The 20,002-nt window shown below is 32.0% G+C and carries 18 protein-coding genes and 1 tRNA gene; 13 read left to right on the forward strand and 6 right to left on the reverse strand.

Annotated features, from left to right (window positions below; genetic code table 11):
- The first annotated feature begins 25 nt into the window (after window positions 1-25).
- The 4 genes from HSX10_RS00865 to HSX10_RS00880 all read left to right on the forward strand — a co-directional run bounded on the left by HSX10_RS00865 (window position 26) and on the right by HSX10_RS00880 (window position 3,339).
- Window positions 26-1,201: a response regulator gene (locus tag HSX10_RS00865; RefSeq protein ID WP_173586310.1), complete on the forward strand. Its 1,176-nt coding sequence runs from the start codon at window positions 26-28 to the stop codon at window positions 1,199-1,201.
- A 19-nt stretch (window positions 1,202-1,220) separates the two neighbouring features.
- Window positions 1,221-1,703, forward strand: coding sequence for a glycosyltransferase (locus HSX10_RS00870; protein WP_173586311.1), 483 nt, complete (start codon window positions 1,221-1,223; stop codon window positions 1,701-1,703).
- 19 nt (window positions 1,704-1,722) lie between these two features.
- Entirely contained in the window at window positions 1,723-2,691 is a 969-nt protein-coding gene (locus tag HSX10_RS00875; protein WP_173586312.1) for a type I phosphomannose isomerase catalytic subunit, read from the forward strand.
- Window positions 2,692-2,763: 72 nt separating this feature from the next.
- Entirely contained in the window at window positions 2,764-3,339 is a 576-nt protein-coding gene (locus HSX10_RS00880; protein WP_173586313.1) for a PhnA domain-containing protein, read from the forward strand.
- 333 nt (window positions 3,340-3,672) lie between these two features.
- Here HSX10_RS00880 and HSX10_RS00885 read toward each other — a convergent pair whose 3' ends face one another.
- From HSX10_RS00885 to HSX10_RS00905, 5 genes are all read right to left on the reverse strand, one after another.
- Window positions 3,673-4,140 (reverse strand): YybH family protein, encoded by a 468-nt coding sequence (locus tag HSX10_RS00885; protein ID WP_173586314.1) that lies wholly within the window; start codon window positions 4,138-4,140, stop codon window positions 3,673-3,675.
- 44 nt (window positions 4,141-4,184) lie between these two features.
- Window positions 4,185-5,285 carry a DUF4407 domain-containing protein gene (locus tag HSX10_RS00890; protein ID WP_173586315.1) on the reverse strand — a complete coding sequence of 367 codons (1,101 nt, stop codon included), beginning with the start codon at window positions 5,283-5,285 and terminating at the stop codon, window positions 4,185-4,187.
- 138 nt (window positions 5,286-5,423) lie between these two features.
- A complete protein-coding gene (locus tag HSX10_RS00895) occupies window positions 5,424-8,096 on the reverse strand; it encodes a M56 family metallopeptidase (protein ID WP_173586316.1) in 2,673 nt (890 codons plus the stop codon).
- A gap of 1 nt (window position 8,097) precedes the next feature.
- Complete coding sequence (locus HSX10_RS00900) at window positions 8,098-8,463, reverse strand: BlaI/MecI/CopY family transcriptional regulator (RefSeq protein ID WP_173586317.1); 366 nt, start codon at window positions 8,461-8,463, stop codon at window positions 8,098-8,100.
- A gap of 165 nt (window positions 8,464-8,628) precedes the next feature.
- A complete protein-coding gene (locus HSX10_RS00905) occupies window positions 8,629-10,017 on the reverse strand; it encodes a dipeptidase (protein ID WP_173586318.1) in 1,389 nt (462 codons plus the stop codon).
- A 244-nt stretch (window positions 10,018-10,261) separates the two neighbouring features.
- On the opposite strand from HSX10_RS00905, the gene HSX10_RS00910 reads away from it, so the two are divergent.
- The 3 genes from HSX10_RS00910 (at window position 10,262) to HSX10_RS00920 (ending at window position 12,334) form a co-directional block, all read left to right on the forward strand.
- Window positions 10,262-10,343: transfer RNA gene (locus HSX10_RS00910), tRNA-Leu, on the forward strand.
- A gap of 348 nt (window positions 10,344-10,691) precedes the next feature.
- Complete coding sequence (locus HSX10_RS00915) at window positions 10,692-11,009, forward strand: hypothetical protein (protein WP_173586319.1); 318 nt, start codon at window positions 10,692-10,694, stop codon at window positions 11,007-11,009.
- 143 nt (window positions 11,010-11,152) lie between these two features.
- The gene (locus HSX10_RS00920; protein ID WP_173586320.1) at window positions 11,153-12,334 is read left to right on the forward strand and encodes an MFS transporter; all 1,182 of its coding nucleotides are present in this window, start codon (window positions 11,153-11,155) and stop codon (window positions 12,332-12,334) included.
- A 217-nt stretch (window positions 12,335-12,551) separates the two neighbouring features.
- Here the strand turns inward: HSX10_RS00920 and HSX10_RS00925 are convergent, their stop codons facing one another.
- On the reverse strand, window positions 12,552-13,451 hold the full coding sequence (locus HSX10_RS00925) for an AraC family transcriptional regulator (protein ID WP_173586321.1): 900 nt from the start codon (window positions 13,449-13,451) through the stop codon (window positions 12,552-12,554).
- A gap of 101 nt (window positions 13,452-13,552) precedes the next feature.
- Here HSX10_RS00925 and rhaD point away from each other — a divergent pair, with 101 nt between their 5' ends.
- The 6 genes from rhaD (at window position 13,553) to fbp (ending at window position 19,975) form a co-directional block, all read left to right on the forward strand.
- A complete protein-coding gene (rhaD, locus tag HSX10_RS00930; RefSeq protein WP_173586322.1) occupies window positions 13,553-14,347 on the forward strand; it encodes a rhamnulose-1-phosphate aldolase in 795 nt (264 codons plus the stop codon).
- Between the two features lie 21 nt (window positions 14,348-14,368).
- Entirely contained in the window at window positions 14,369-16,156 is a 1,788-nt protein-coding gene (locus tag HSX10_RS00935) for an L-fucose isomerase (protein WP_217363214.1), read from the forward strand.
- Between the two features lie 254 nt (window positions 16,157-16,410).
- The gene (locus tag HSX10_RS00940; RefSeq protein ID WP_173586323.1) at window positions 16,411-17,391 is read left to right on the forward strand and encodes an FGGY family carbohydrate kinase; all 981 of its coding nucleotides are present in this window, start codon (window positions 16,411-16,413) and stop codon (window positions 17,389-17,391) included.
- A 25-nt stretch (window positions 17,392-17,416) separates the two neighbouring features.
- The gene (locus HSX10_RS00945) at window positions 17,417-17,728 is read left to right on the forward strand and encodes a hypothetical protein (RefSeq protein WP_173586324.1); all 312 of its coding nucleotides are present in this window, start codon (window positions 17,417-17,419) and stop codon (window positions 17,726-17,728) included.
- Between the two features lie 6 nt (window positions 17,729-17,734).
- A complete protein-coding gene (locus HSX10_RS00950; protein ID WP_173586325.1) occupies window positions 17,735-18,889 on the forward strand; it encodes an iron-containing alcohol dehydrogenase in 1,155 nt (384 codons plus the stop codon).
- 81 nt (window positions 18,890-18,970) lie between these two features.
- The gene (gene fbp, locus HSX10_RS00955; RefSeq protein ID WP_173586326.1) at window positions 18,971-19,975 is read left to right on the forward strand and encodes a class 1 fructose-bisphosphatase; all 1,005 of its coding nucleotides are present in this window, start codon (window positions 18,971-18,973) and stop codon (window positions 19,973-19,975) included.
- Window positions 19,976-20,002 lie beyond the last annotated feature (27 nt).

Here is a 20,002-nt window from a genome sequence, read left to right on the forward strand (position 1 = left end):
CAATAATATAAAAAACCAACTTATTATGAAAGTTTTAGCTATAGATGATCAACAGCTAGTATTACTTCCTTTACAAAAAAGGTTAGTTGAATTAGGTTATGAGGTAAAAATAGAAACTGATGCTACTGAAGGATTAAAATTATATGAATCGTTTAATCCAGATTTAGTGATTGTAGATATTAACATGCCAGGTTTATCTGGGTTAGACTTTGTAAGATATATTAGAGAGACTAAGAATTCTCAAATACCAATCATGGTTTTGTCTGGAAACACGAAAGACGAAACTATTACAGAAGGATTTGAGTTAGGTATTAATGATTACATGAAAAAACCTTTAAGCCTAAATGAAATCAGTGCACGTGTAAAGCGTTTAATTGGTGCTCCAGAAATGCGAAACTCTGTCGCAAATAGTGATGTAATGATCCAAGAGCGTTGTGTTGGTGTTGTCATACCTTGTTATAATGAAGAAGAACGTTTATTTAGAGATGAATTTATTAGTTATATAGATAAAAATTCAGGCTATCATTTGTGTTTTGTAAACGATGGAAGTACGGATAAAACTCTAGAACTTTTAAAAGATTTACAAAAGGGAAGAGAAGATTTTATTACGGTTTATGATTGTGAAAAAAATGGAGGAAAAGCTGAAGCTGTACGTTTAGGTATGTTGCATATGTCTAAAAAAGCAGATTTAGATTATATAGGCTTTTTAGATGCCGATTTATCTACAGATTTAGCAGATTTTGATGATTTAGTAAAGACGATTGAAACCTCTGATTTTAAAATTGTGAGTGGTTCTAGGATTTCTAGGATGGGAGCAGATATAACTAAAGAGTCTGCACGAAAAATTATAAGTCTTACAATTAATTTTATTATCAGAAAGATTTTAAAAATGGACTTTAAAGACACGCAATGTGGTGCCAAAATATTTAGTAAAGATGTTATTGAGATTGCATTTGGTGAAAAATTTGTAACACAATGGATTTTTGATGTAGAAATTTTTAAAAGAATGAGTATCCATTTTGGTTTAAAAAAGGCTAAAGCTATGCTATGCGAACAACCTTTAAAACGCTGGATTCATGCCGATGGTTCAAAACTATCAATGAAAGATTCTGTAAAAATAGTTGGGCAATTAGCACAAATAGCTTGGGTTTATAGATCTAAAAAATCAGATGGAAAACCAGCTAAAATAGAAGTAGCATAATCTAGTTAACAGAGAACTAATGAAGATTGGAATTATAATAATATTTCATAATAATGAAACAGATATAGATAAATCGTTCTTTATAGACCAGATTAAGAGCTCAGAACATATTGAAATATGTTTTGTAGATAACGAAAGTAAAGATGAGACATTAAATCATTTAGACGATATAAAAGAAGTCTGCCCTGATAAGGTTTCTGTTATAGAAATTAAAAGAAATGTATCAGAGATTGCTGCAACCAAAGCAGGAGCTAGATATATGTTTAATGAGTTTAATTTAAAACATATAGGATATGTTAATGCGAATGCTTTAAAACGAAATGGACTTATTTTGAGTACATTAATTAAACGTTTTTGTACACATAAAGATGTCATTATTGACTTTAATTTAAAAATAATAAAAGATCAAGAGATCAAAAAAACATTATTTAAAAGTGTTTTTTCTGTTGTAGAATATTTGCAACATATTGAAAAATCTTCTCTAGTAATCCCAACTACTTAATTTATAATCTTACTAAACCATGCAAACTTATCCTATAAGATTTAAACCCATTTTAAAAGAAAAAATATGGGGAGGGCAAAAACTTTCTACACTTTTAAATAAATCTTCAAATTCTAAAAATGTCGGTGAGAGTTGGGAAATATCAGGGGTAGAAGGTGATATTTCTACTGTGTCTAATGGTGTTTATAAAGGGTTATCATTAAACGACTTAATAAAGAGATATAAAAATGAATTCTTAGGGAAGTCTAATATTGTTACTTTCGGAGAAAAATTTCCATTATTAATAAAGTTTTTAGATGCTAAAACTAATTTATCAGTACAAGTACACCCAGATGATAAAATAGCAAAGGCACATCATAAATCTTTCGGTAAAACAGAAATGTGGTACATAATGGATAGTGATGATGATGCTGAAATTGTTTTAGGTTTAAAGAATAATGATGTCGATAAAAGTGTGTTAGCAGATATTAATGCTTCTAATGTAAATACAATTTTTAATACCGAAAGAGTAAAACAAGGGGATAGCTATTTTATTCCAGCAGGAAAAATTCATGCTATTGGAGCAGGTATTTTGGCAGCCGAAATTCAGCAAACAAGCGATATTACATACCGTGTTTACGATTGGGATCGTAAAGATGCTAACGGAGTACAAAGAGAATTACATACCGAATTAGCCCAAGAGGCTACCAAATCGTTTTCCTCAAACGGAAAAAGTGATTACCAATTAACCCAAAATGAAACTTGTAATTTAGTGAATTGTGATTTCTTTACAACTAATATTTTTGAAGTAAAAGGCACAGAATATAAAAGTTATAAAAACCTTGATAGTTTTGTGATTTTTATGTGTGTAGAAGGTGTTGTAGAAATTAAAGTAGAAGATAGTAATGAACTGATTAAAATGGGAGAAACCATTTTAATTCCTGCTAATACAAAAGAGGTGGTTTTTAGTGCTCAACAATCTAAACTACTAGAGATCTTTATTGCTTAGTCTTATGATATGGTTGTAAAATTACGAGAAAGTCTTAATTAATGATACATTTGCAGAATAGAAGAATATATTATGTCATTAGAAAGAGAACTACAACAACGAAGTGGCTCAAAGTGTGAGCTAAGTGGAAGCGAAGAAAACTTATCAGTTTTTATCGTTCCAGATGTAAAAGAGAACGGATTAAAAACAGCATTATACGTATCTAAAACCTGTATAGAGCAGATGAATGATGCAGATACTATTGATGCCAACCATTGGAGGTGTCTTAACGATAGTATGTGGAGCGAGCACGACGCTGTGAAAATTATGGCGTGGAGAATGCTTAATCGTATTAAAGCAGATTGGACTCAAGATTTATTGGGTATGATGTATATGGAAGAAGATTTGTTAGAATTAGCACAAGCTTCTGGTGATGGTGAGGATGATGAAAATAAATTAGTACACAGAGATGTTAACGGTGTTATTTTAGAACACGGTGATTCTGTAGTATTAATTAAAGATTTAAAGGTAAAAGGCTCTAGTATGATTGCTAAGCAAGGTACAGCTGTTAGAAACATTAGGCTAGATCACGAAAACGAAACTTACATTGAAGGCCGTGTTGGTGCTCAGCAAATTGTAATCATAACAGAATACGTTAAGAAAACTTAATCGTTATTTTTTTTATTAAAAAAATCGAAACTAAGAGGTATTAAAAACACCATAAATAAGTATTTTTTGGTTACTAAACCGTAAATAGTTAAAGCTGCTAGTAACACCATTAGTATTATTTTGTACTTATATTTCATTTTGTAAAAATATGAATTTTTACAATTCCTTTTTTTATTCCGAAATGAAATTGCACAGGTTTAAATGAAATAATATACAGGTTTTCATAATTTTATTTAGAGTTCTGATACCTCTTAGTATTGATATAAGATTATTAAATTAATCTCATTATTTATTGATTTAGTATTTGTTGATTGTAGCTTTTAAAGGGGAGTTTTAACAAGACATATCTGCAATTATCTTCCATTCACCATTTATTTTTTTGAAGATGATCATAAAAACACCATTGGCATTTCCAACTTCACGTTTTAGATGGTATTCACCCATCACCCAATAATTATCACCTTCAATTTTTGAAATATCATTAATCAAAAATTTTAAGGTGCCGCTTTCTGCTTTTGTCGGATAGCCTTTCTTGTAATTCGCTAAGGTTTGATGCCAGCCTTTAGTAAGTCCATTGCTACCATAAAACTTAAGCGAATCGCTTTTCCAGTAGCCTTGCATAAATCCTTCTAAATCGTGGTTGTTCCAAGCAATCTCTTGTGCTTCCATTACTAAGCGTATGCCTGCCTCAGCAAGTTCGTTAGATTCGCTTTTGTGCGTTGTTTCTGTGGTAACGTCTGCCTTAATACTAATACAGCTAAAACACGATAAGGCTATGGCAAAGACGAGAATATATTTCATAAGAATTGGTTGTTGTTTATCATCTAAAAATAACAACTAATTTTCTAAAGAATACCCTTTTGTTGTTTTAAAAACGCATCGGCTTGATTTTGTATTAGAATCCTTGCCTGCTTTCGTTTGTAGTTCATCAGCGCTTCTTCATCTGCAATTTCTTTGTAGACTTTGTTATTAATTTCATTATCGGTTTTTAAAAGGAGTTGGCGTTCAGCAACCTTTTGCATGGTCCAGGTTTGAATCGTGGTTTCTTGATCTTGTAATTTATAATCGAATTCACCTTTTGAAGCTAATAGTTTGGCTATGATTGGAGAGGTTTCAATCGCTAAAAACAATAGAAAAATAAAGAAGGATGGTAACCAAAGTAATTCGCCTAAAGCGGTAATACGTGCCATTAAACCATCAAAATTATCAATAATAGGTTGTGATGTTTCAATATTAATAGTATAATCTGCTTCAAGCGTTGCTATTTGGGTTTCAAGCGCTTCGATTTTAGTTTTAGTATCAGATTTTAATTCTTGTAACTCGGCTAATCCAGCATCATGCTTGTCGCGCTTTTCCTTATACACAGGACCTTTGCCCAAAAGTTTAGAACCTGCTGTGCCTTCAGCTTCTGAAATATAAGTATTATATAAGCCATTGACTTCCGCTTCTTTGACATCAATTTGAGCATTTAAGCTTAAAATTTCACTTTCAAGCGTAGCAATTTTAGGACTAAACTGTTCCGCAATTTGATTCTGGTTCGCTAAGGTTAAATCATTTTTTTGTTCTAATAAAACTTGATTAATTTCTTTTTCAAAAATCTTTAATTCTAATGGTTTTGAAATGACTACAGCAATAATAAGTGCTAAAAAAAGTCGTGGAGTCGCTTGAAGGATTTCATCTAAAATATTGTCGCGCTTTTTAATCGTTGAAACAATATAGCGGTCTAAATTAAAAATGAGTAAACCCCAAATGAGTCCAAAGAAAATTGAAGTATAGAGATTGTCAAATACGGTAAAAAGGGCATAACTAGCTGCAATGGTTGCCATAACAGCGGTAAAGAAAACGGTAGCTCCAATACCAGCATATTTGTTCTGTTCACCAATGGAGCAGTCGTTTAAAATGTCGGTGTCAGCGCCAGAGCAAAGGATAAAGAATTGCTTTAACATAAGTGTTTGTTTTTTGATTGACCTAAAAATTAGGCTGATTGATTGACTATTAGAACGCTAAAACATACTTTTTGTTACATGTTTAGATGAAAAATGCCTCATAAATTGAGGCTTTAGATAAAAAAGTAATCTGTATTTTTATAAAGTTAGATTTGTAATACCATACTTTTTAAATAATTTTGCTAGTTTAGAAACATGAGATTTTAATTTCTCTGAAGGTCTATTATCTAAGGCTAACTGAAAAGATGGATGCTCTCTATATTTTCCATTATACTCAATTGTAGTATATCTAATATCGTTTTTAACAAGATATACCTCGATATCATCTTGATATTCTGGTGATTTGGCTGGCTTAGACCTAAATTTCTTTGAATCTTTATTTTTTGAGAAAACAAAAGTATTCTTAATTTCAATTGGTGATAGGTTTGCTATTACAGATTCTAAAGTTTTTAATGAAACAGCTTCAAAGTTTTTAAAAGTATTATCCTTACTTATGGAATAAGTACCATCTTCAGAAATAGTAATGTAAACCAAACGTTTTGTTGCTGTTTCTTTAATTGGTTTTTCTAATGTGTAGGTTTCGATTGGTATGATTATTGGATCATTCTTATCTAAAAGTTCTAAAGTTTTGATCATTTTAGGTGAAGATTTTAGTGTAAACATTTCGGTTTTTTCTTCTTCTGGTGTTAGTTGATTGTAAACTTTGTAATAGGATTTTCCATCTTTATTTATTTTAACGTAAGGAGCAAAAGGAGTTATAGGCAATTCTACGGATTTTTGATCTTTTTCTGATAATTTATAGATATAGTGTTTTCTTAGCTCTAACCATAAGTTGTTCATTTTACTCTTCTCAGCTTTTGTTTTATGAAGAAAATGGGGTTTTGTATGTCTAAAAGTTTCGTATTGCTTAAACTTCTTAAGATATTCTTTTTTGATTTCTGAATCATTAAAATAATAATCTTCTATGCTATTAGCATTTGGTCCACCATTAGATGTTTTTTGTTTTGCAGGAGGAGGTGGTGGTGGAAATTTTAAACCTGTATTTTTTAATTCATCATCTGCAATTGGTAATTCTACAGAATTTTCTTTCTGTGTTGAAGTCATACGTTTATAGATTCCAACATATTTAATTAAGTCTTTTTGTTTTACGATAGGATAATTCGCTGTTTTACCGTTGCGTTCGTCTTCTTGAGCAGCTAGCGTTTCTTTTTTTAGTTGTTTAGCCCAATCATTGTATTCTGCCACTTCCTTTAGTGTTGGTTTTTCTTGGATTTCTTTGTCTTCGCCTACTTTTTTATCAGGTGATACATTATTTCTACGATTAGATAGCTTTACAACATACTTTTCATTAACATCTAATTGTGTTAGGATATCTGTACGCTTACCTTTATTATTTGCTGCAATAGCTTTTGCTTCTTTAGCAGAAATTTCTTCATCATTTAAATAGAAAGAAGCACCTTCGTTTTCCATCTCTATTATAAATTCTAAAAAGGAAGGATTGTATATACTTTGAGTGTCATTTGGGTTGGGGCCTCCTTTAGATGTTTTTTGTTTTGCAGGAGGTGGAGGAGGTGGAGGAAAAGTCGCTATTTCTTCTGCTGTTAACTCATTACGTTTTTTGTAATATGTTTTACCATTAAGGGTAATTTGCACATAAGGTTTTATTGGTGAAATAGGTCTTTTTACTTTTGCTTTATTTTCTTTAGACATTCTAAAATATAGGCCTCCTAAATCTGAAAACATATCATCTAACCCTTCTTGTTGTTGCTTTGATTTGTTAATGTAATGTGGTTCAGTAGTTCTAAGCGCTTCATAGATATCGTATTTTTTTAAATAGATTTCAACAACGTTTTGGTCTACATAATTAATTTGCAACTCCTTCGCTTTTTTTAATTCATCTTTAATGTGTTCAACATGGTCAATAGTGGATGATTCTTCTTTTTCAACATATTCCTTTTCAGCAAAACTGTAAAAAAGAATCGCAATAATGGGAAGTACCAATAAAGTACTTAGCCAAATTCTGGTTTTTGAGGTTTGTGTTTTCATAACTGTAAATCGTTTTTTGATTGATGAATAATTGATGGCACTCGTTAATTGATAATCTTGAGTGTTTGATGAAAATTGTAATAAAATATTTTGATACGTTTTTGTGTCGGCTCCTTGTTTTAAAACCGCTTGGTCTGCTAAAAACTCATGATTGAGTTTTATATGATGTTTCAATATGTAAATTAGAGGGTGAAACCAAAATACAATCTGTAAGACTTCTAAGAATATAATATCAATACTGTGTAATTGTTTAGCATGCGTTTCTTCATGCAGTATAACTTCCTCTGGTATGTTAAGCGATTCATATCTAGTTTTATTAAAAAAGATATATCTAAAGAAGGAATGTGGAATTGTATTTTCTTGAAGCAAAACATAAATAAATGAACGCTTTTTGATGTTTTCATTCTTAGAAATACGCCGCTGCATTTTTATAAGATTTATAATAAACCGTGATGTAAACACTAAAACTCCAAATCCATAAATTAACCAAAGTGTGGTTTCTAAATTAAGGAAAGGAGCCGCTTCAATTGGTGCTTCAACAAAATCAGGTTCTATATTTATGAATGTAGGTACAGTTTCAAAAGTAGTTACAACGGGTTCTACATATTCTATTATAGTTAATGTTGGTATTACTATGGCCAAAACAAATACACTTAACAAATAAAAGCGTTTAAAGTGATGCATTTGTTGACGTTCTAAAAATAGAAAGTATACTATCCAAAACACGAATAAGCAAGCCGAAAATTTTAAGATATAGATTGCCATATTACTTGTTTTTTATTTCTGTATCAATAATCTTTTTAAGCGCTTCTAACTCTTCTTTTGTTAAATTTGTTTTACGTGTAAAGAAGGATGCAAACTGTGAAGCACTATCATTAAAGAAAGTTTTAATAAGCCCGTTAACATGCTTTGAAAAATAATCTTCTTTTTTAACGAGCGGAAAGTATTCTCTCGATTTACCAAAGGTTTTATAATCAATAAAACCTTTACCAATCATTCGTTTTAGTAAAGTGGCAACGGTTGTAGTGGCAGGTTTTGGTTCCGGGTAACTCTCTAGCAAATCTTTCATAAAAGCTTTATCGAGCTTCCAGAGGTGTTGCATTAGTTGTTCTTCGGTTTTTGATAGTTGCATGCTCTACGTTTTTAGAATTAACTCTACAAGTGTAGAGTTGGAATTAAGTGTGTGAATAGTTTTATTAAGTGATTAGTATTGGATGTTTTAAAATGAAAAAGCCCCATGATTAGTAATAATCACAGGGCTTTTTTAAATTGGATAAGCTGTTTTTAAGTCACTTATTTATTTTGATAATTCGGTGAAATATTTGTAAAACCAAGGAATAGTTTGAATTCCTTTGAGGTAATTCCATACTCCAAAATGTTCGTTTGGTGAGTGAATCGCATCGCTATCTAAACCAAATCCCATTAAAATTGTTTTACTATTTAATTCTTTTTCAAAAAGCGAAACAATAGGAATACTTCCTCCGCTACGTTGTGGAATTGGTGTTTTTCCAAAAGTTTCTTCATAAGCTTTTGAAGCTGCTTTATAACCTAAACTGTCAATAGGAGTCACATAACCTTGTCCACCATGATGAGGCGTCACTTTTACGGTTACACCTTTTGGAGCTATATTTTCAAAATGTGTTTTAAACAATTCTGTAATCTCTTCCCATTCTTGGTTAGGCACTAAACGCATAGAAATTTTAGCATAAGCTTTACTTGCGATTACTGTTTTTGCACCTTCACCTGTATAACCTCCCCAAATTCCATTAACATCTAGTGTTGGACGGATAGAATTACGCTCGTTAGTAGTGTACCCTTCTTCCCCGTAAACAGCATCAATATCTAATGATTTTTTGTAAGCATCAAGAGAAAATGGCGCTTTTGCCATTTCAGCACGTTCTGCATCCGATAAGTTTTCAACCTTATCATAAAATCCAGGAACAGTAATATGATTATTTTCATCATGAAGTGAAGCAATCATCTTTGTTAATACATTTATAGGGTTTGCAACTGCACCTCCATATAACCCTGAATGTAAATCTCTGTTTGGTCCCGTAACTTCAACTTCTACATAACTTAAACCTCTAAGTCCTGTAGTAATAGAAGGCACTTCTTTAGAAATCATTCCGGTATCAGAAATAAGAATCACATCATTGGTTAACTTCTCTCTGTTTTCGGCAACAAATTTTGCAAGATTAACGCTGCCAACTTCCTCTTCACCTTCAATCATAAATTTCACGTTACAAGGTAATTCGTTATTCGTAGTCATGTATTCCATGGCTTTCACATGCATATACATTTGTCCTTTATCATCACAAGCACCACGAGCAAAAATCGCACCTTCTGGATGTAATTCTGTAGCCTTAATTACAGGTTCAAATGGTGGTGAATTCCATAAATCTAAAGGATCTGGTGGTTGCACATCGTAGTGACCATAAACCAAAATAGTTGGTAAATTTTTGTCTATAATTTTTTCACCGTAAACAATAGGGTAGCCTTCTGTTTCACAGATTTCAACATGGTCGCAACCTGCTTTTTCAAGACTAGCTTTTACTACATCTGCAGTTTTTAAAACATCTCCTTTATAAGCAGAGTCAGCACTGATTGACGGTATTTTTAATAAATCGATAAGTTCGCTTAGAAAACGATCTTTATTCTCTTCGATATAAGATTGAATGGTTTGCATAATTAAGAATTCGGTTTGTAACAAAAGTAAGAATTATAAGATGGATAAGGGTGACTGCTCTCAATTTTAAGTTTTATTTAAATGGAATTTATTTAAGTTTTTATTGTGTAAAATAGTTCTGGTAATCAATTGTTTATCTTTTATATGTGAAAAAAATCAAATTCATTGTTAAAACTTGAATATTTAATATTTGTATATTAAAACTATTGTTTATATTTGCATCCCAATAATAATTGGAGATCCTGCAGGCGTGGTGGAATTGGTAGACACGCTAGACTTAGGATCTAGTGCCGCGAGGTGTGGGAGTTCGAGTCTCCCCGCCTGTACAGAGTAAGAAAAGCTAACTTTAACGAGTTAGCTTTTTTTTGTGTTAATAAATCTTATTAGGTTGTTATGCTGATCATTATAAGAGGTTAATAGTGTTTTTTAGTTTTAATAATCGACTTAGCTTACCAAAAATACCATTCGTCTACAGAGTGCTTTGGTCCATCGATTTTCTAACTTTCTTCCTTTGTCTTCCAACTACATTTGTAGCAAGAGAATTCCTGATAAGTGAATTTATTCTGTAATCTAAATGTAGCGTTATGTTAATTTTAATATTTTTCTCAATACTTTTAATAAGTTGTATTCTTTCTTTATTAGAATATAAATATGCTAATTATTTATATTATTTTATGAATTTGTATCATGTTATTTCTAATCATAGTGATGTAGTCGTTAAGACTAGTAATCCAATAAGGGTTAGTTCTCAGAAAGATACTCTTTATATAGATAATAAAATAAAAGAGGCAAGTAAAGAACTTAAAAGGAATTTAAATCACTTAGATCTTATCACAGGAATTGAAGAGTCTTTTATGAAGGTCGCTTCTAACGATAGTTGTATAGAGCGATTACAGGAGTATTTGAAATTAAAAAAAGAAATTCAATTAAAAATTATTGAATTATCTAAACTTATGGCGGACTATCAGATTAATAAAATTGAGTCATATTAAATTAAAATAAATGATTTTCTTTAAAAAAAGCTCCTAATTTTTACAGAATATTATATTTAATTAAAGTATATATGTAATAAGTAATTATATCAAATTTTTGTACGGAAATTTGCATTCTAAATTTAGAAAGTAAAGAACGTATTATGAAAGAGGGATTTTCTAATAAAAAAGCTTTGTTGTCTTTGGCAATTGGTGGTTTTGGAATAGGTCTTACAGAGTTTGTAATTATGGGGATTTTACCCAATGTGGCAAATTCATTAGGAATTACGATTCCAGAAGCGGGTCATTTTATTTCGGCTTATGCTCTAGGAGTTGTTGTAGGGGCTCCTTTACTAACTAGTTTTAGTTATAAGTTTCCTGCCAATCGTATGCTTTTATTTCTTATGGTTTGGTTTACTGTTTTTAATACGCTTTCTGCTTTTTCTACAAGCTATAACATGTTACTTATAATGCGTTTTCTATCCGGTCTCCCTCATGGAGCGTTCTTTGGTGTTGGAGCTGTAATTGCAGGCAAACTAGCCAAAAAAGGGAAGTCAGGTCAGGCTATTGCTATTATGTTTTCTGGACTAACAGTTGCTAATGTTATAGGTGTTCCTATTGGGACTTATTTAGGGAATCAATACCATTGGAGTGCTTCTTTTTTAATGGTAGGTGTTGTTGGTGTTATTACTCTAGGAAGTATATTTTATTGGATGCCACATTTTGAAAAAGAAGGAAATCAGCCTAAAGATGAAGATCATAAAGGACTTAAAAATCCTGAATTATGGGGTGTAATTGCACTTACGACTATTGGTACAGGTGGATTTTTTGCGTGGTACAGTTATATAGCTCCTTTATTAACTGATGTGGCTCATTTTTCTGAGAATGTAGTTAGTTATGTGATGATTCTTGCAGGATTAGGGATGTTTTTTGGTAATTTTTTAGGAGCAAAAATGGCTGAAGCGTTTACGCCTTTACGCTCTGTTATGATTAGTCTTTTGGCAATGGCTGTTGTTTTAATAGCCAACTCATTTTTTGCTTCAAGTTCTGTTATGGCTCTAATATTTACGTTTTTAATTGGATTAATTTCTTTTAGTATATCGACTCCTATACAAATGGTTATTATAAATACAGCTAAAGGTGCAGAAATGTTAGGTTCTTCAATGAATCAGAGTGCCTTTAATATGGGTAATGCTATGGGTGCGTATTTAGCTGGATTACCAATTGCTTATGGTTATAGTGTTACGTCATCTTCATTGGTTGGTTCTTCCCTTGCGTTTTCTGGTGCTGTAATTGCAATTACAATATTGCTTTATCGACAACAAAAAATTAAGAAAAAAAAATAGACAATTAGTTGTTCTAATCTATAGTCGAAAATTGTTTTTAAAATGCTTTTACCTGATTTATGCTTTTAAGAAAATAGTTAAACTTAAAGCACCATGAGCACCAATCACTAAAGATTGTTCTATGTCTTAGGTTTTTGAAGTGTCTATTATAAAAATATCATAATCAAATTACGACTGTGAAATCTTATTATAGGTATTGTGAATAGTAAAATCTCTATTAAGTGTATTTGCCAGATTTATAGGCTGCTGGAGTTAAGCCTGTAGCAGATTTAAACACTCGAGAGAAGTGATAGCGGTCAGAAAAACCTAAATTAAAGGAGATATCTTCAATAGATTGATTGGTGTGTTCAAATAATTCACAAGACTTAGCAATCTTTCTGTTTTGAATAAACTTGTGAAGAGTTGTATTCATTTCATCTTTAAATAAACGAGCAAAAGAATTAGGCGCCATATTTATAAGAGATGACATTTCTGTATTGCTTAATTTATTAGCAATATTAACTTCGATGTAGCGGATAACTTTTAAAACACGCTCGTCTATGTTAATAGCTTTCCATAATTCTGGACCTATATTAGTAAGCGCTTCTTTAATAAAAGCTTGTAGTTTTAAATTGAAGGTAAGTTTAAAATCGCTATTTTCAATTTTTAACCGCATAGTTAAATATGCTAATCGATCTCTTAAATAATCGGTGAGTTCAATTTTTATAATTCCTGGGTAAACATTATCAAAAGGAACACCTAAATTAAAATGAGCAAAGAAATGAATGAGGAATTTATCTTCATAATCTATTTCATTATGATTGGTGTTTAAATGTTTTCCGGAGACATGGATGCCTTCGTTATAGATTTTGTGTTTAGTGTAATGTGTAGAAAATGAAGTAAAAGGCGGAATGATATAGATGTAATCCGGATCCATATCAAAAATATTGTCTTGATGAATTAATTGTCCACCAGCATTTTTATTCCAATAAATCCTCCAAAAAGGAAAGACCATCTCATGGCAATCCCATAAATCGAGGAGCCAATATCTACAACATAATAGTTTTAATTTAACATCAATAAAATTTTGATGATTCTGTGAAGGATCTCCTAATTGAATGTCTTTTACAAATTTCATAAATCTGTAATGTTTGAATTGGATACAAAAATACAGATTTTGAATATTTAATGAAGCCTATTAGGTAGGTATTTTTGTTACAACAATTTATTTGAATAGATATGAAAACAATAAAACTTCCATTAGAGGTAGAAACAGAACTAAAGAGTGTGTCAACCGTTGCCGGTTATTTATGGCAACGTGAATGGGCAGAAAGAAATGCAGGAAACATATCAATGAACTTAACTTCATTCTTTAAAAAAGAAGAAGTAGAAGGAATTGGTACAGAAGTTCCTTTCGATTTTCCTAAAGAATCAGCTGGTTTTGTACTTTATATTACTGGTACTGGTTGTTATTTAAGAGATTTAGTAGACATGTTAGAAGAAGTTTCTTGTATTCTTTACATTAACGAAACTGCAACAGCTTATTCTATTATTTGGGGTGGAAAAAGACCTAATTTTGGACCAACTTGTGAATTAATTTCTCATGCAAGTATCCATTTATTTAATTCTATTCATCACCCAGAAAACTTAGCGGTTGTGCATACACATCCACTTGAGTTAATCTGTATGAGTCATCATGAATTGTTTGATAATGAAGAAGAATTAAACAGACAAATCTGGATGATGTGTCCTGAGGTAAAAGTATTTGTACCTAAAGGAATTCACTGTACTCCTTATGCTTTATCTAGTACAGCTGCTTTGGCAGAAGTAACTATGGAAGCTTTTAAAACAAGAAATGTTTCTCTTTGGGAAAAGCACGGAGCAACTTCTACAGCACCAGATGTAATGAAAGCGTGGGACTTTTTAGACGTAGCAAATAAAGGTGCTAAAATGTTAATGATGTGTTGGGCTGCAGGATTTAAACCAGCTGGTTTATCTAATGAGCAATTAACAGAATTAGAACAATTTACATAGGACTTAAAAAATTTATATATAATGAGTAGACTTATAGGTAGATTACCAAAAATAGGAATTCGCCCTGTTATAGACGGACGTGAATTAGGAGTAAGAGAATCTTTAGAGGTTCAAACGATGGATATGGCCAAAGCGGCTGCAAAATTAATTGAAGAAACATTACGTTTCCCTAGTGGAGAAAAAGTAGAATGTGTTATTGCAGATACTACAATTGGTGGTGTTGCTGATGCAGCAGCTTGTGCAGATAAATTTAAAAGAGAGGGGGTTGAGGTCTCATTAACAGTAACTCCTTGTTGGTGTTATGGAACAGAAGTTATGGATACAGACCCATTATTGCCTAAAGCAGTTTGGGGATTTAACGGAACAGAAAGACCAGGAGCGGTATATTTAGCTGCTGCCTTAGCAGGATATTCTCAAAAAGGATTACCAGCTTTTGGTATCTATGGTAAAGAAGTTCAGGATGGTGGAGATCAAACCATTCCTCAAGATGTTTCTGAAAAAATTATACGTTTTGCAAAAGGTGCTTTAGCAGTGGCTCAAATGAAAGGAAAATCTTATTTATCTATTGGATATAGTTCTATGGGTATTGCTGGTTCTATGGTTGATGTAAACTTTTTACAAGACTATTTAGGCGTAAGAGCAGAATTTGTAGAATCTGTTGAGTTGTTAAGACGTATAGATGAAGGTATTTTTGATCAAGAAGAATATGCAAAAGCATTAGCTTGGACAAAAGAAAACTGTAAAGAAGGAGAAGATAGAAACAATCCTGAAGCACAAAAAACGCGTGAGCAAAAAGATGCTGAGTGGGAAAAAGTTGTGAAAATGACTTTAATCTGTAAAGATTTAATGAACGGAAATCCTAAATTGAAAGAGATGGGATTTGGTGAAGAATCTAAGGGAAGAAATGCTATTATGGGTGGCTTCCAAGGACAACGTCAGTGGACAGATTACCAACCAAACGCAGATTTTACAGAGTCTATCTTAAACTCTTCTTTCGACTGGAACGGAATTCGTCAGGCATATACATTTGCAACAGAAAACGATTGTTTAAATGCAATATCTATGCTATTTGGTCACTTATTGACAAATAAAGCACAGTTGTTCTCAGATGTACGTACCTATTGGAGCCCAGAATCTGTAGAACGTGTTACAGGTAAAAAATTAACAGGTTTAGCAGAAAACGGAATTATTCACTTAATCAATTCTGGTTCTACAACTTTAGATGCTACTGCACAACAATTAGATGCAGACGGAAATCCAACTATGAAACCTTTCTGGGATATTACAGAAGAGGATGTTACAAGATGTTTAGAAAACACAAATTGGCCACCAGCAACTACAGAATATTTTAGAGGTGGAGGATTCTCTTCTCAATTCTTAACAAAAGGAGAAATGCCTTTAACAATGTGTAGAATTAACCTAATTAAAGGAATTGGGCCAGTTTTACAGATTGCAGAAGGGTGGAGTGTAGTGTTACCAGACGACGTACATACCGTACTAAATGAAAGAACCGATCCAACTTGGCCAACAACTTGGTTTGTACCTAGAACAACTGGTACAGGATTCTTTAAAGATGTGTATACAGTAATGGCGAAATGGGGAGCAAACCATGGTGCTATTTCTCACGGACATATTGGTGCAGATTTAATTTCATTAGCGTCTATGTTACGTATCCCTGTAAACATGCACAATGTTTCTGAAGATGATGTATTTAGACCAAGCGCATGGTCTGCTTTCGGTGAAAACTTAGAAGGTGCAGATTATAGAGCATGTGATAATTACGGACCTTTATACGGTTTTAAGCATTAAAAATTCAAGCATAAAAAGAAATAGGAAGGATGCGTTTAGTTTGTTATTAGTTGTTTAGCCTTCCCTATTTAGATAATGAAGCTTACCCTTGTAATAGAAGAGAACTATTAAAAAGGGAAGCTTCGTTATCATTTTTAATTTTCCAAATCAAATCACGATTCATAAGTTATTCTTGACACTAAATCAAGAAGCTTCATGTTAAATAATACTTGTTTCTATTACTATTAGAAGTGGGTACAGCAAATCTTTCACACATGAAAAAAGTTATAGCAGTTATAGATATAGGTAAAACCAATAAAAAAATATTTTTATTTGACAAAACTTTTAAAGTCGTATTTCAAAATGCCATTCAGTTTAAAGAGATAAAAGATGAGGATGGATTCTGTTGCGATAATATTGAAGCCATAGAAAATTGGATTCAGAGTGAAATAAAAAATATTCAAGATTTAGGAACTTATCAAATAAAAGCCATTAATTTTTCAACTCATGGTGCTTCGTTAATATATTTAAATAAAGAGGGGAAACGTATTGCTCCTTTGTATAATTATTTAAAACCATTAGATGTTAACGATTTTAGTGATTTTTATGAGTCACAAGGAGGTGTAGAAGAGTTTTCTAGAAAAACAGCATCACCAGCTTACGGGATGTTAAATACGGGGCTTCAGATGTTATGGGTTAAGAAAAGTAAGCCAGAAATGTGGAAGCAAGTCAATGCTATTTTACATTATCCACAATATTTAAGTTATCTATTTACTAAAAAAATTACAGCCGATTTTACATCGGTTGGTGCACATACGGCCACGTGGGATTTTGATACCATGCAATACCACAATTGGCTTAAAGATGAAAATATAACACTACCAAAACCTTGTAAAGGAAATGAAGCCGTAATTACAGATGTTAACGGCGAAAACATTGCTGTAGGTCGTGGTTTACACGATAGTTCTTCATCTATTATTCCTATTTTAGAAAATGAAGAAGGAAAGGATTTTGTGCTTTTATCTACTGGGACTTGGATTATAACCATGAATCCATTCAGTAAAGAAAACCTAACACAACACCAATTAAAAAATAATTGTTTGTGTTTTATGACCCCCGAAAAACAGCAGGTTAAATCTTCAATGCAGTTTTTAGGGCGTATCCATGAAGTTTACATAAAAGCTTTAAGCGAATATTTTAAAGTAGATATTAATACGCATATGGATCTATCTCGTTTTAAATACCACACTTTGTAAAGAATTAATTGATCAGAATTCTCGTGTGTTTCTAGCCGAAGGAATAGATACTGATTTTGAAGCTCATTCAGAATATCTTCAAAAATTCTTGTCTTATGAAACCGCTTATTATCAATTAATTTATGAAATAAGTAAAAAGGTTATCTCTGGAATTGATTTAATTTCAGATGAAAACTCAAACATAAAAGATGTTTATATCTCTGGAGGATTTAATAAAAATGAAGTCTTTATTCAGTTTTTAAAATGCTTGAAAGATAACATTACCATTAAAATTTCCGATTGTAAAAATGAAAGTGCCTTAGGTGCAGCATTACTAATGAAAGATTATCTAAAATAAAAAAGTATGTTACAAAGTAGACGAATTTATTTACCGCCATTAAGTTTAATTGGGCCTGGGTCTTTAAAAGATTTAGGTGAAGAGTTAAAGGAATTACCTTACAAAAAGGCACTTTTTGTAACAGATAAAGTACTTGTAGATATAGGTATTGCGCAAAAAGTAATGGATGCTTTTAGTGAATCGGATTTAGAAATGGTTGTTTTTGATAATGTGCAGCCTAATCCAACAGTTAAGAATGTAAATAACGGATTAAAGTTATTAAAAGAAAATGATTGCGATGTTATAATTACACTCGGTGGTGGTTCGCCTCAAGATTGTGGTAAAGCCATCGGTATTTTAGCCACAAATGGTGGTGAAATTAATGATTATGATGGTATTAATAAATCTAAAAAAGTTTCTTTACCAATCATAGCAATCAACACAACTGCAGGAACTGCAAGTGAAGTCACAATAAATTATGTGATAACAGATGTAGAACGCCATATTAAAATGGTGATGGTAGATAAAAACTGTTTAGTCTCTATTGCTGTAAATGATCCTGAATTAATGTTGGGTAAACCAGCATCTCTAACAGCAGCAACAGGAATGGATGCTCTAACACATGCCATTGAATCTTATGTGTGTACAGGTGCTTTTCATTGGTCTGATGCTTTAGCTTTAGAAGCGATTAAATTAATAGCGTCTAGTTTAGAAGAAGCTGTAAATAATGGTGGAAACTTAGAAGCCCGTAGTAAAATGGCTTGGGGGCAGTTTATCGCTGGACAATCATTTTCTAATGCAGGTTTAGGTTTTGTTCACTCACTTGCCCATCAATTAGGTGGTATGTATGATATGCCACACGGAGTAGCAAATGCTATTTTATTACCACATGTAGAACGTTTTAATTTACCAAATTGTACGCATAAACTTAAAAAAGTAGCGAGAGCAATGGGTGTAGAGGTAAATGATAAAAATGATTTAGAAGGTGCTAATGCAGCAATAAAAGCTATTGAAAAATTATCTAAAGCTGTAGGGATTCCTTCAGGGCTTAAAGAATTAGGTGTTAAAGAAGATGATTTTAAAATTATGGCAGAACATGCGCTTAATGATGTGTGTACAGGTGGTAACCCTAGAACGGTAACTGTAGAAGATGCTATGGCGATTTATAAAGCTGCGATGTAATTTATAAAAGAAGCAAAAATGTTTTACCTTGTTGGTCTTTCATTTTTTAAGTATAATTATTTCTGTTAAAAGTCAAAATACATGAATACTAGAAAACCAACATTAGGTGAATTTATAATTGAAAATCAAGCTTCGTTTTCATACTCAAGTGGGGAATTGTCCCGTTTGTTAAATGCAATTCGGCTTGCTGCTAAAGTTGTTAATCATGAGGTTAATAAAGCTGGTTTGGTTGATTTATTTGGGAGTTCTGGAGATGTAAATGTACAAGGAGAACAACAACAGAAGTTAGATGTTTTTGCTAATACAACCTTTATTCAAGCTTTAAAAAATAGAAATATTGTCTGCGGAATAGTTTCTGAAGAAGATGACGATTTTATAAAAGTAGATTGTATTGATAACAACAATAGCAGTAAATATGTTGTTTTAATGGATCCTTTAGATGGATCTTCAAATATAGATGTTAACGTATCTGTTGGAACTGTTTTTTCTATTTATAGAAGAATTACACCAATTGGTAGTCCTGTAGAAATGGAAGATTTTCTACAACCAGGTATCAATCAGGTGGCTGCAGGTTATGTGATTTACGGTACATCTACAATGATTGTTTTTACTACAGGAGATGGTGTAAATGGTTTTACATTAAATCCGGCCATAGGGTCATTTTACTTGTCGCATCCTGATATGAAATTTCCTGAAACAGGAAGCATCTACTCGGTTAACGAAGGTAATTATACCCATTTTCCTATAGGGGTTAAAAAATATATAAAATACTGCCAGATGGATGAAGGAGATCGTCCATATACTTCAAGGTATATTGGATCTTTAGTATCCGATTTTCATAGAAATATGATTAAAGGTGGTATTTATATTTATCCAAACAGTACTATACATCAAGATGGTAAATTAAGGTTGCTATACGAATGTAATCCTGTTGCTTTTATAGCTGAGCAAGCAGGTGCCAAAGCAAGTAATGGTTATCAAAGAATTTTAGAGTTAAAACCTAAAGAGATACATGAGCGTGTGCCATTTTATTGTGGTAATACAGCTATGGTTGAAAAATTAGAGAGTTTTTTATTGGATAAATAAAAATTATTTTTTTTGAGTAAAAGATTA

Origin of the sequence: Winogradskyella undariae (assembly GCF_013285155.1) — a bacterium.
In the GTDB taxonomy this organism is placed as follows: domain Bacteria; phylum Bacteroidota; class Bacteroidia; order Flavobacteriales; family Flavobacteriaceae; genus Winogradskyella; species Winogradskyella undariae.

Bases quoted from the DNA above. Each gene is read 5' to 3' on its own strand.
- HSX10_RS00950 (WP_173586325.1), top strand. From the start codon at position 17,735: ATGTTACAAAGTAGACGAATTTATTTACCGCCATTAAGTTTAATTGGG.
- HSX10_RS00905 (WP_173586318.1), bottom strand. From the start codon at position 10,017: ATGCAAACCATTCAATCTTATATCGAAGAGAATAAAGATCGTTTTCTA.
- HSX10_RS00870 (WP_173586311.1), top strand. From the start codon at position 1,221: ATGAAGATTGGAATTATAATAATATTTCATAATAATGAAACAGATATA.
- HSX10_RS00900 (WP_173586317.1), bottom strand. From the start codon at position 8,463: ATGCAACTATCAAAAACCGAAGAACAACTAATGCAACACCTCTGGAAG.
- HSX10_RS00890 (WP_173586315.1), bottom strand. From the start codon at position 5,285: ATGTTAAAGCAATTCTTTATCCTTTGCTCTGGCGCTGACACCGACATT.
- HSX10_RS00885 (WP_173586314.1), bottom strand. From the start codon at position 4,140: ATGAAATATATTCTCGTCTTTGCCATAGCCTTATCGTGTTTTAGCTGT.
- HSX10_RS00920 (WP_173586320.1), top strand. From the start codon at position 11,153: ATGAAAGAGGGATTTTCTAATAAAAAAGCTTTGTTGTCTTTGGCAATT.
- HSX10_RS00925 (WP_173586321.1), bottom strand. From the start codon at position 13,451: ATGAAATTTGTAAAAGACATTCAATTAGGAGATCCTTCACAGAATCAT.
- HSX10_RS00935 (WP_217363214.1), top strand. From the start codon at position 14,369: ATGAGTAGACTTATAGGTAGATTACCAAAAATAGGAATTCGCCCTGTT.
- HSX10_RS00865 (WP_173586310.1), top strand. From the start codon at position 26: ATGAAAGTTTTAGCTATAGATGATCAACAGCTAGTATTACTTCCTTTA.
- HSX10_RS00915 (WP_173586319.1), top strand. From the start codon at position 10,692: ATGAATTTGTATCATGTTATTTCTAATCATAGTGATGTAGTCGTTAAG.
- HSX10_RS00895 (WP_173586316.1), bottom strand. From the start codon at position 8,096: ATGGCAATCTATATCTTAAAATTTTCGGCTTGCTTATTCGTGTTTTGG.
- fbp (WP_173586326.1), top strand. From the start codon at position 18,971: ATGAATACTAGAAAACCAACATTAGGTGAATTTATAATTGAAAATCAA.
- HSX10_RS00875 (WP_173586312.1), top strand. From the start codon at position 1,723: ATGCAAACTTATCCTATAAGATTTAAACCCATTTTAAAAGAAAAAATA.
- rhaD (WP_173586322.1), top strand. From the start codon at position 13,553: ATGAAAACAATAAAACTTCCATTAGAGGTAGAAACAGAACTAAAGAGT.
- HSX10_RS00940 (WP_173586323.1), top strand. From the start codon at position 16,411: ATGAAAAAAGTTATAGCAGTTATAGATATAGGTAAAACCAATAAAAAA.
- HSX10_RS00880 (WP_173586313.1), top strand. From the start codon at position 2,764: ATGTCATTAGAAAGAGAACTACAACAACGAAGTGGCTCAAAGTGTGAG.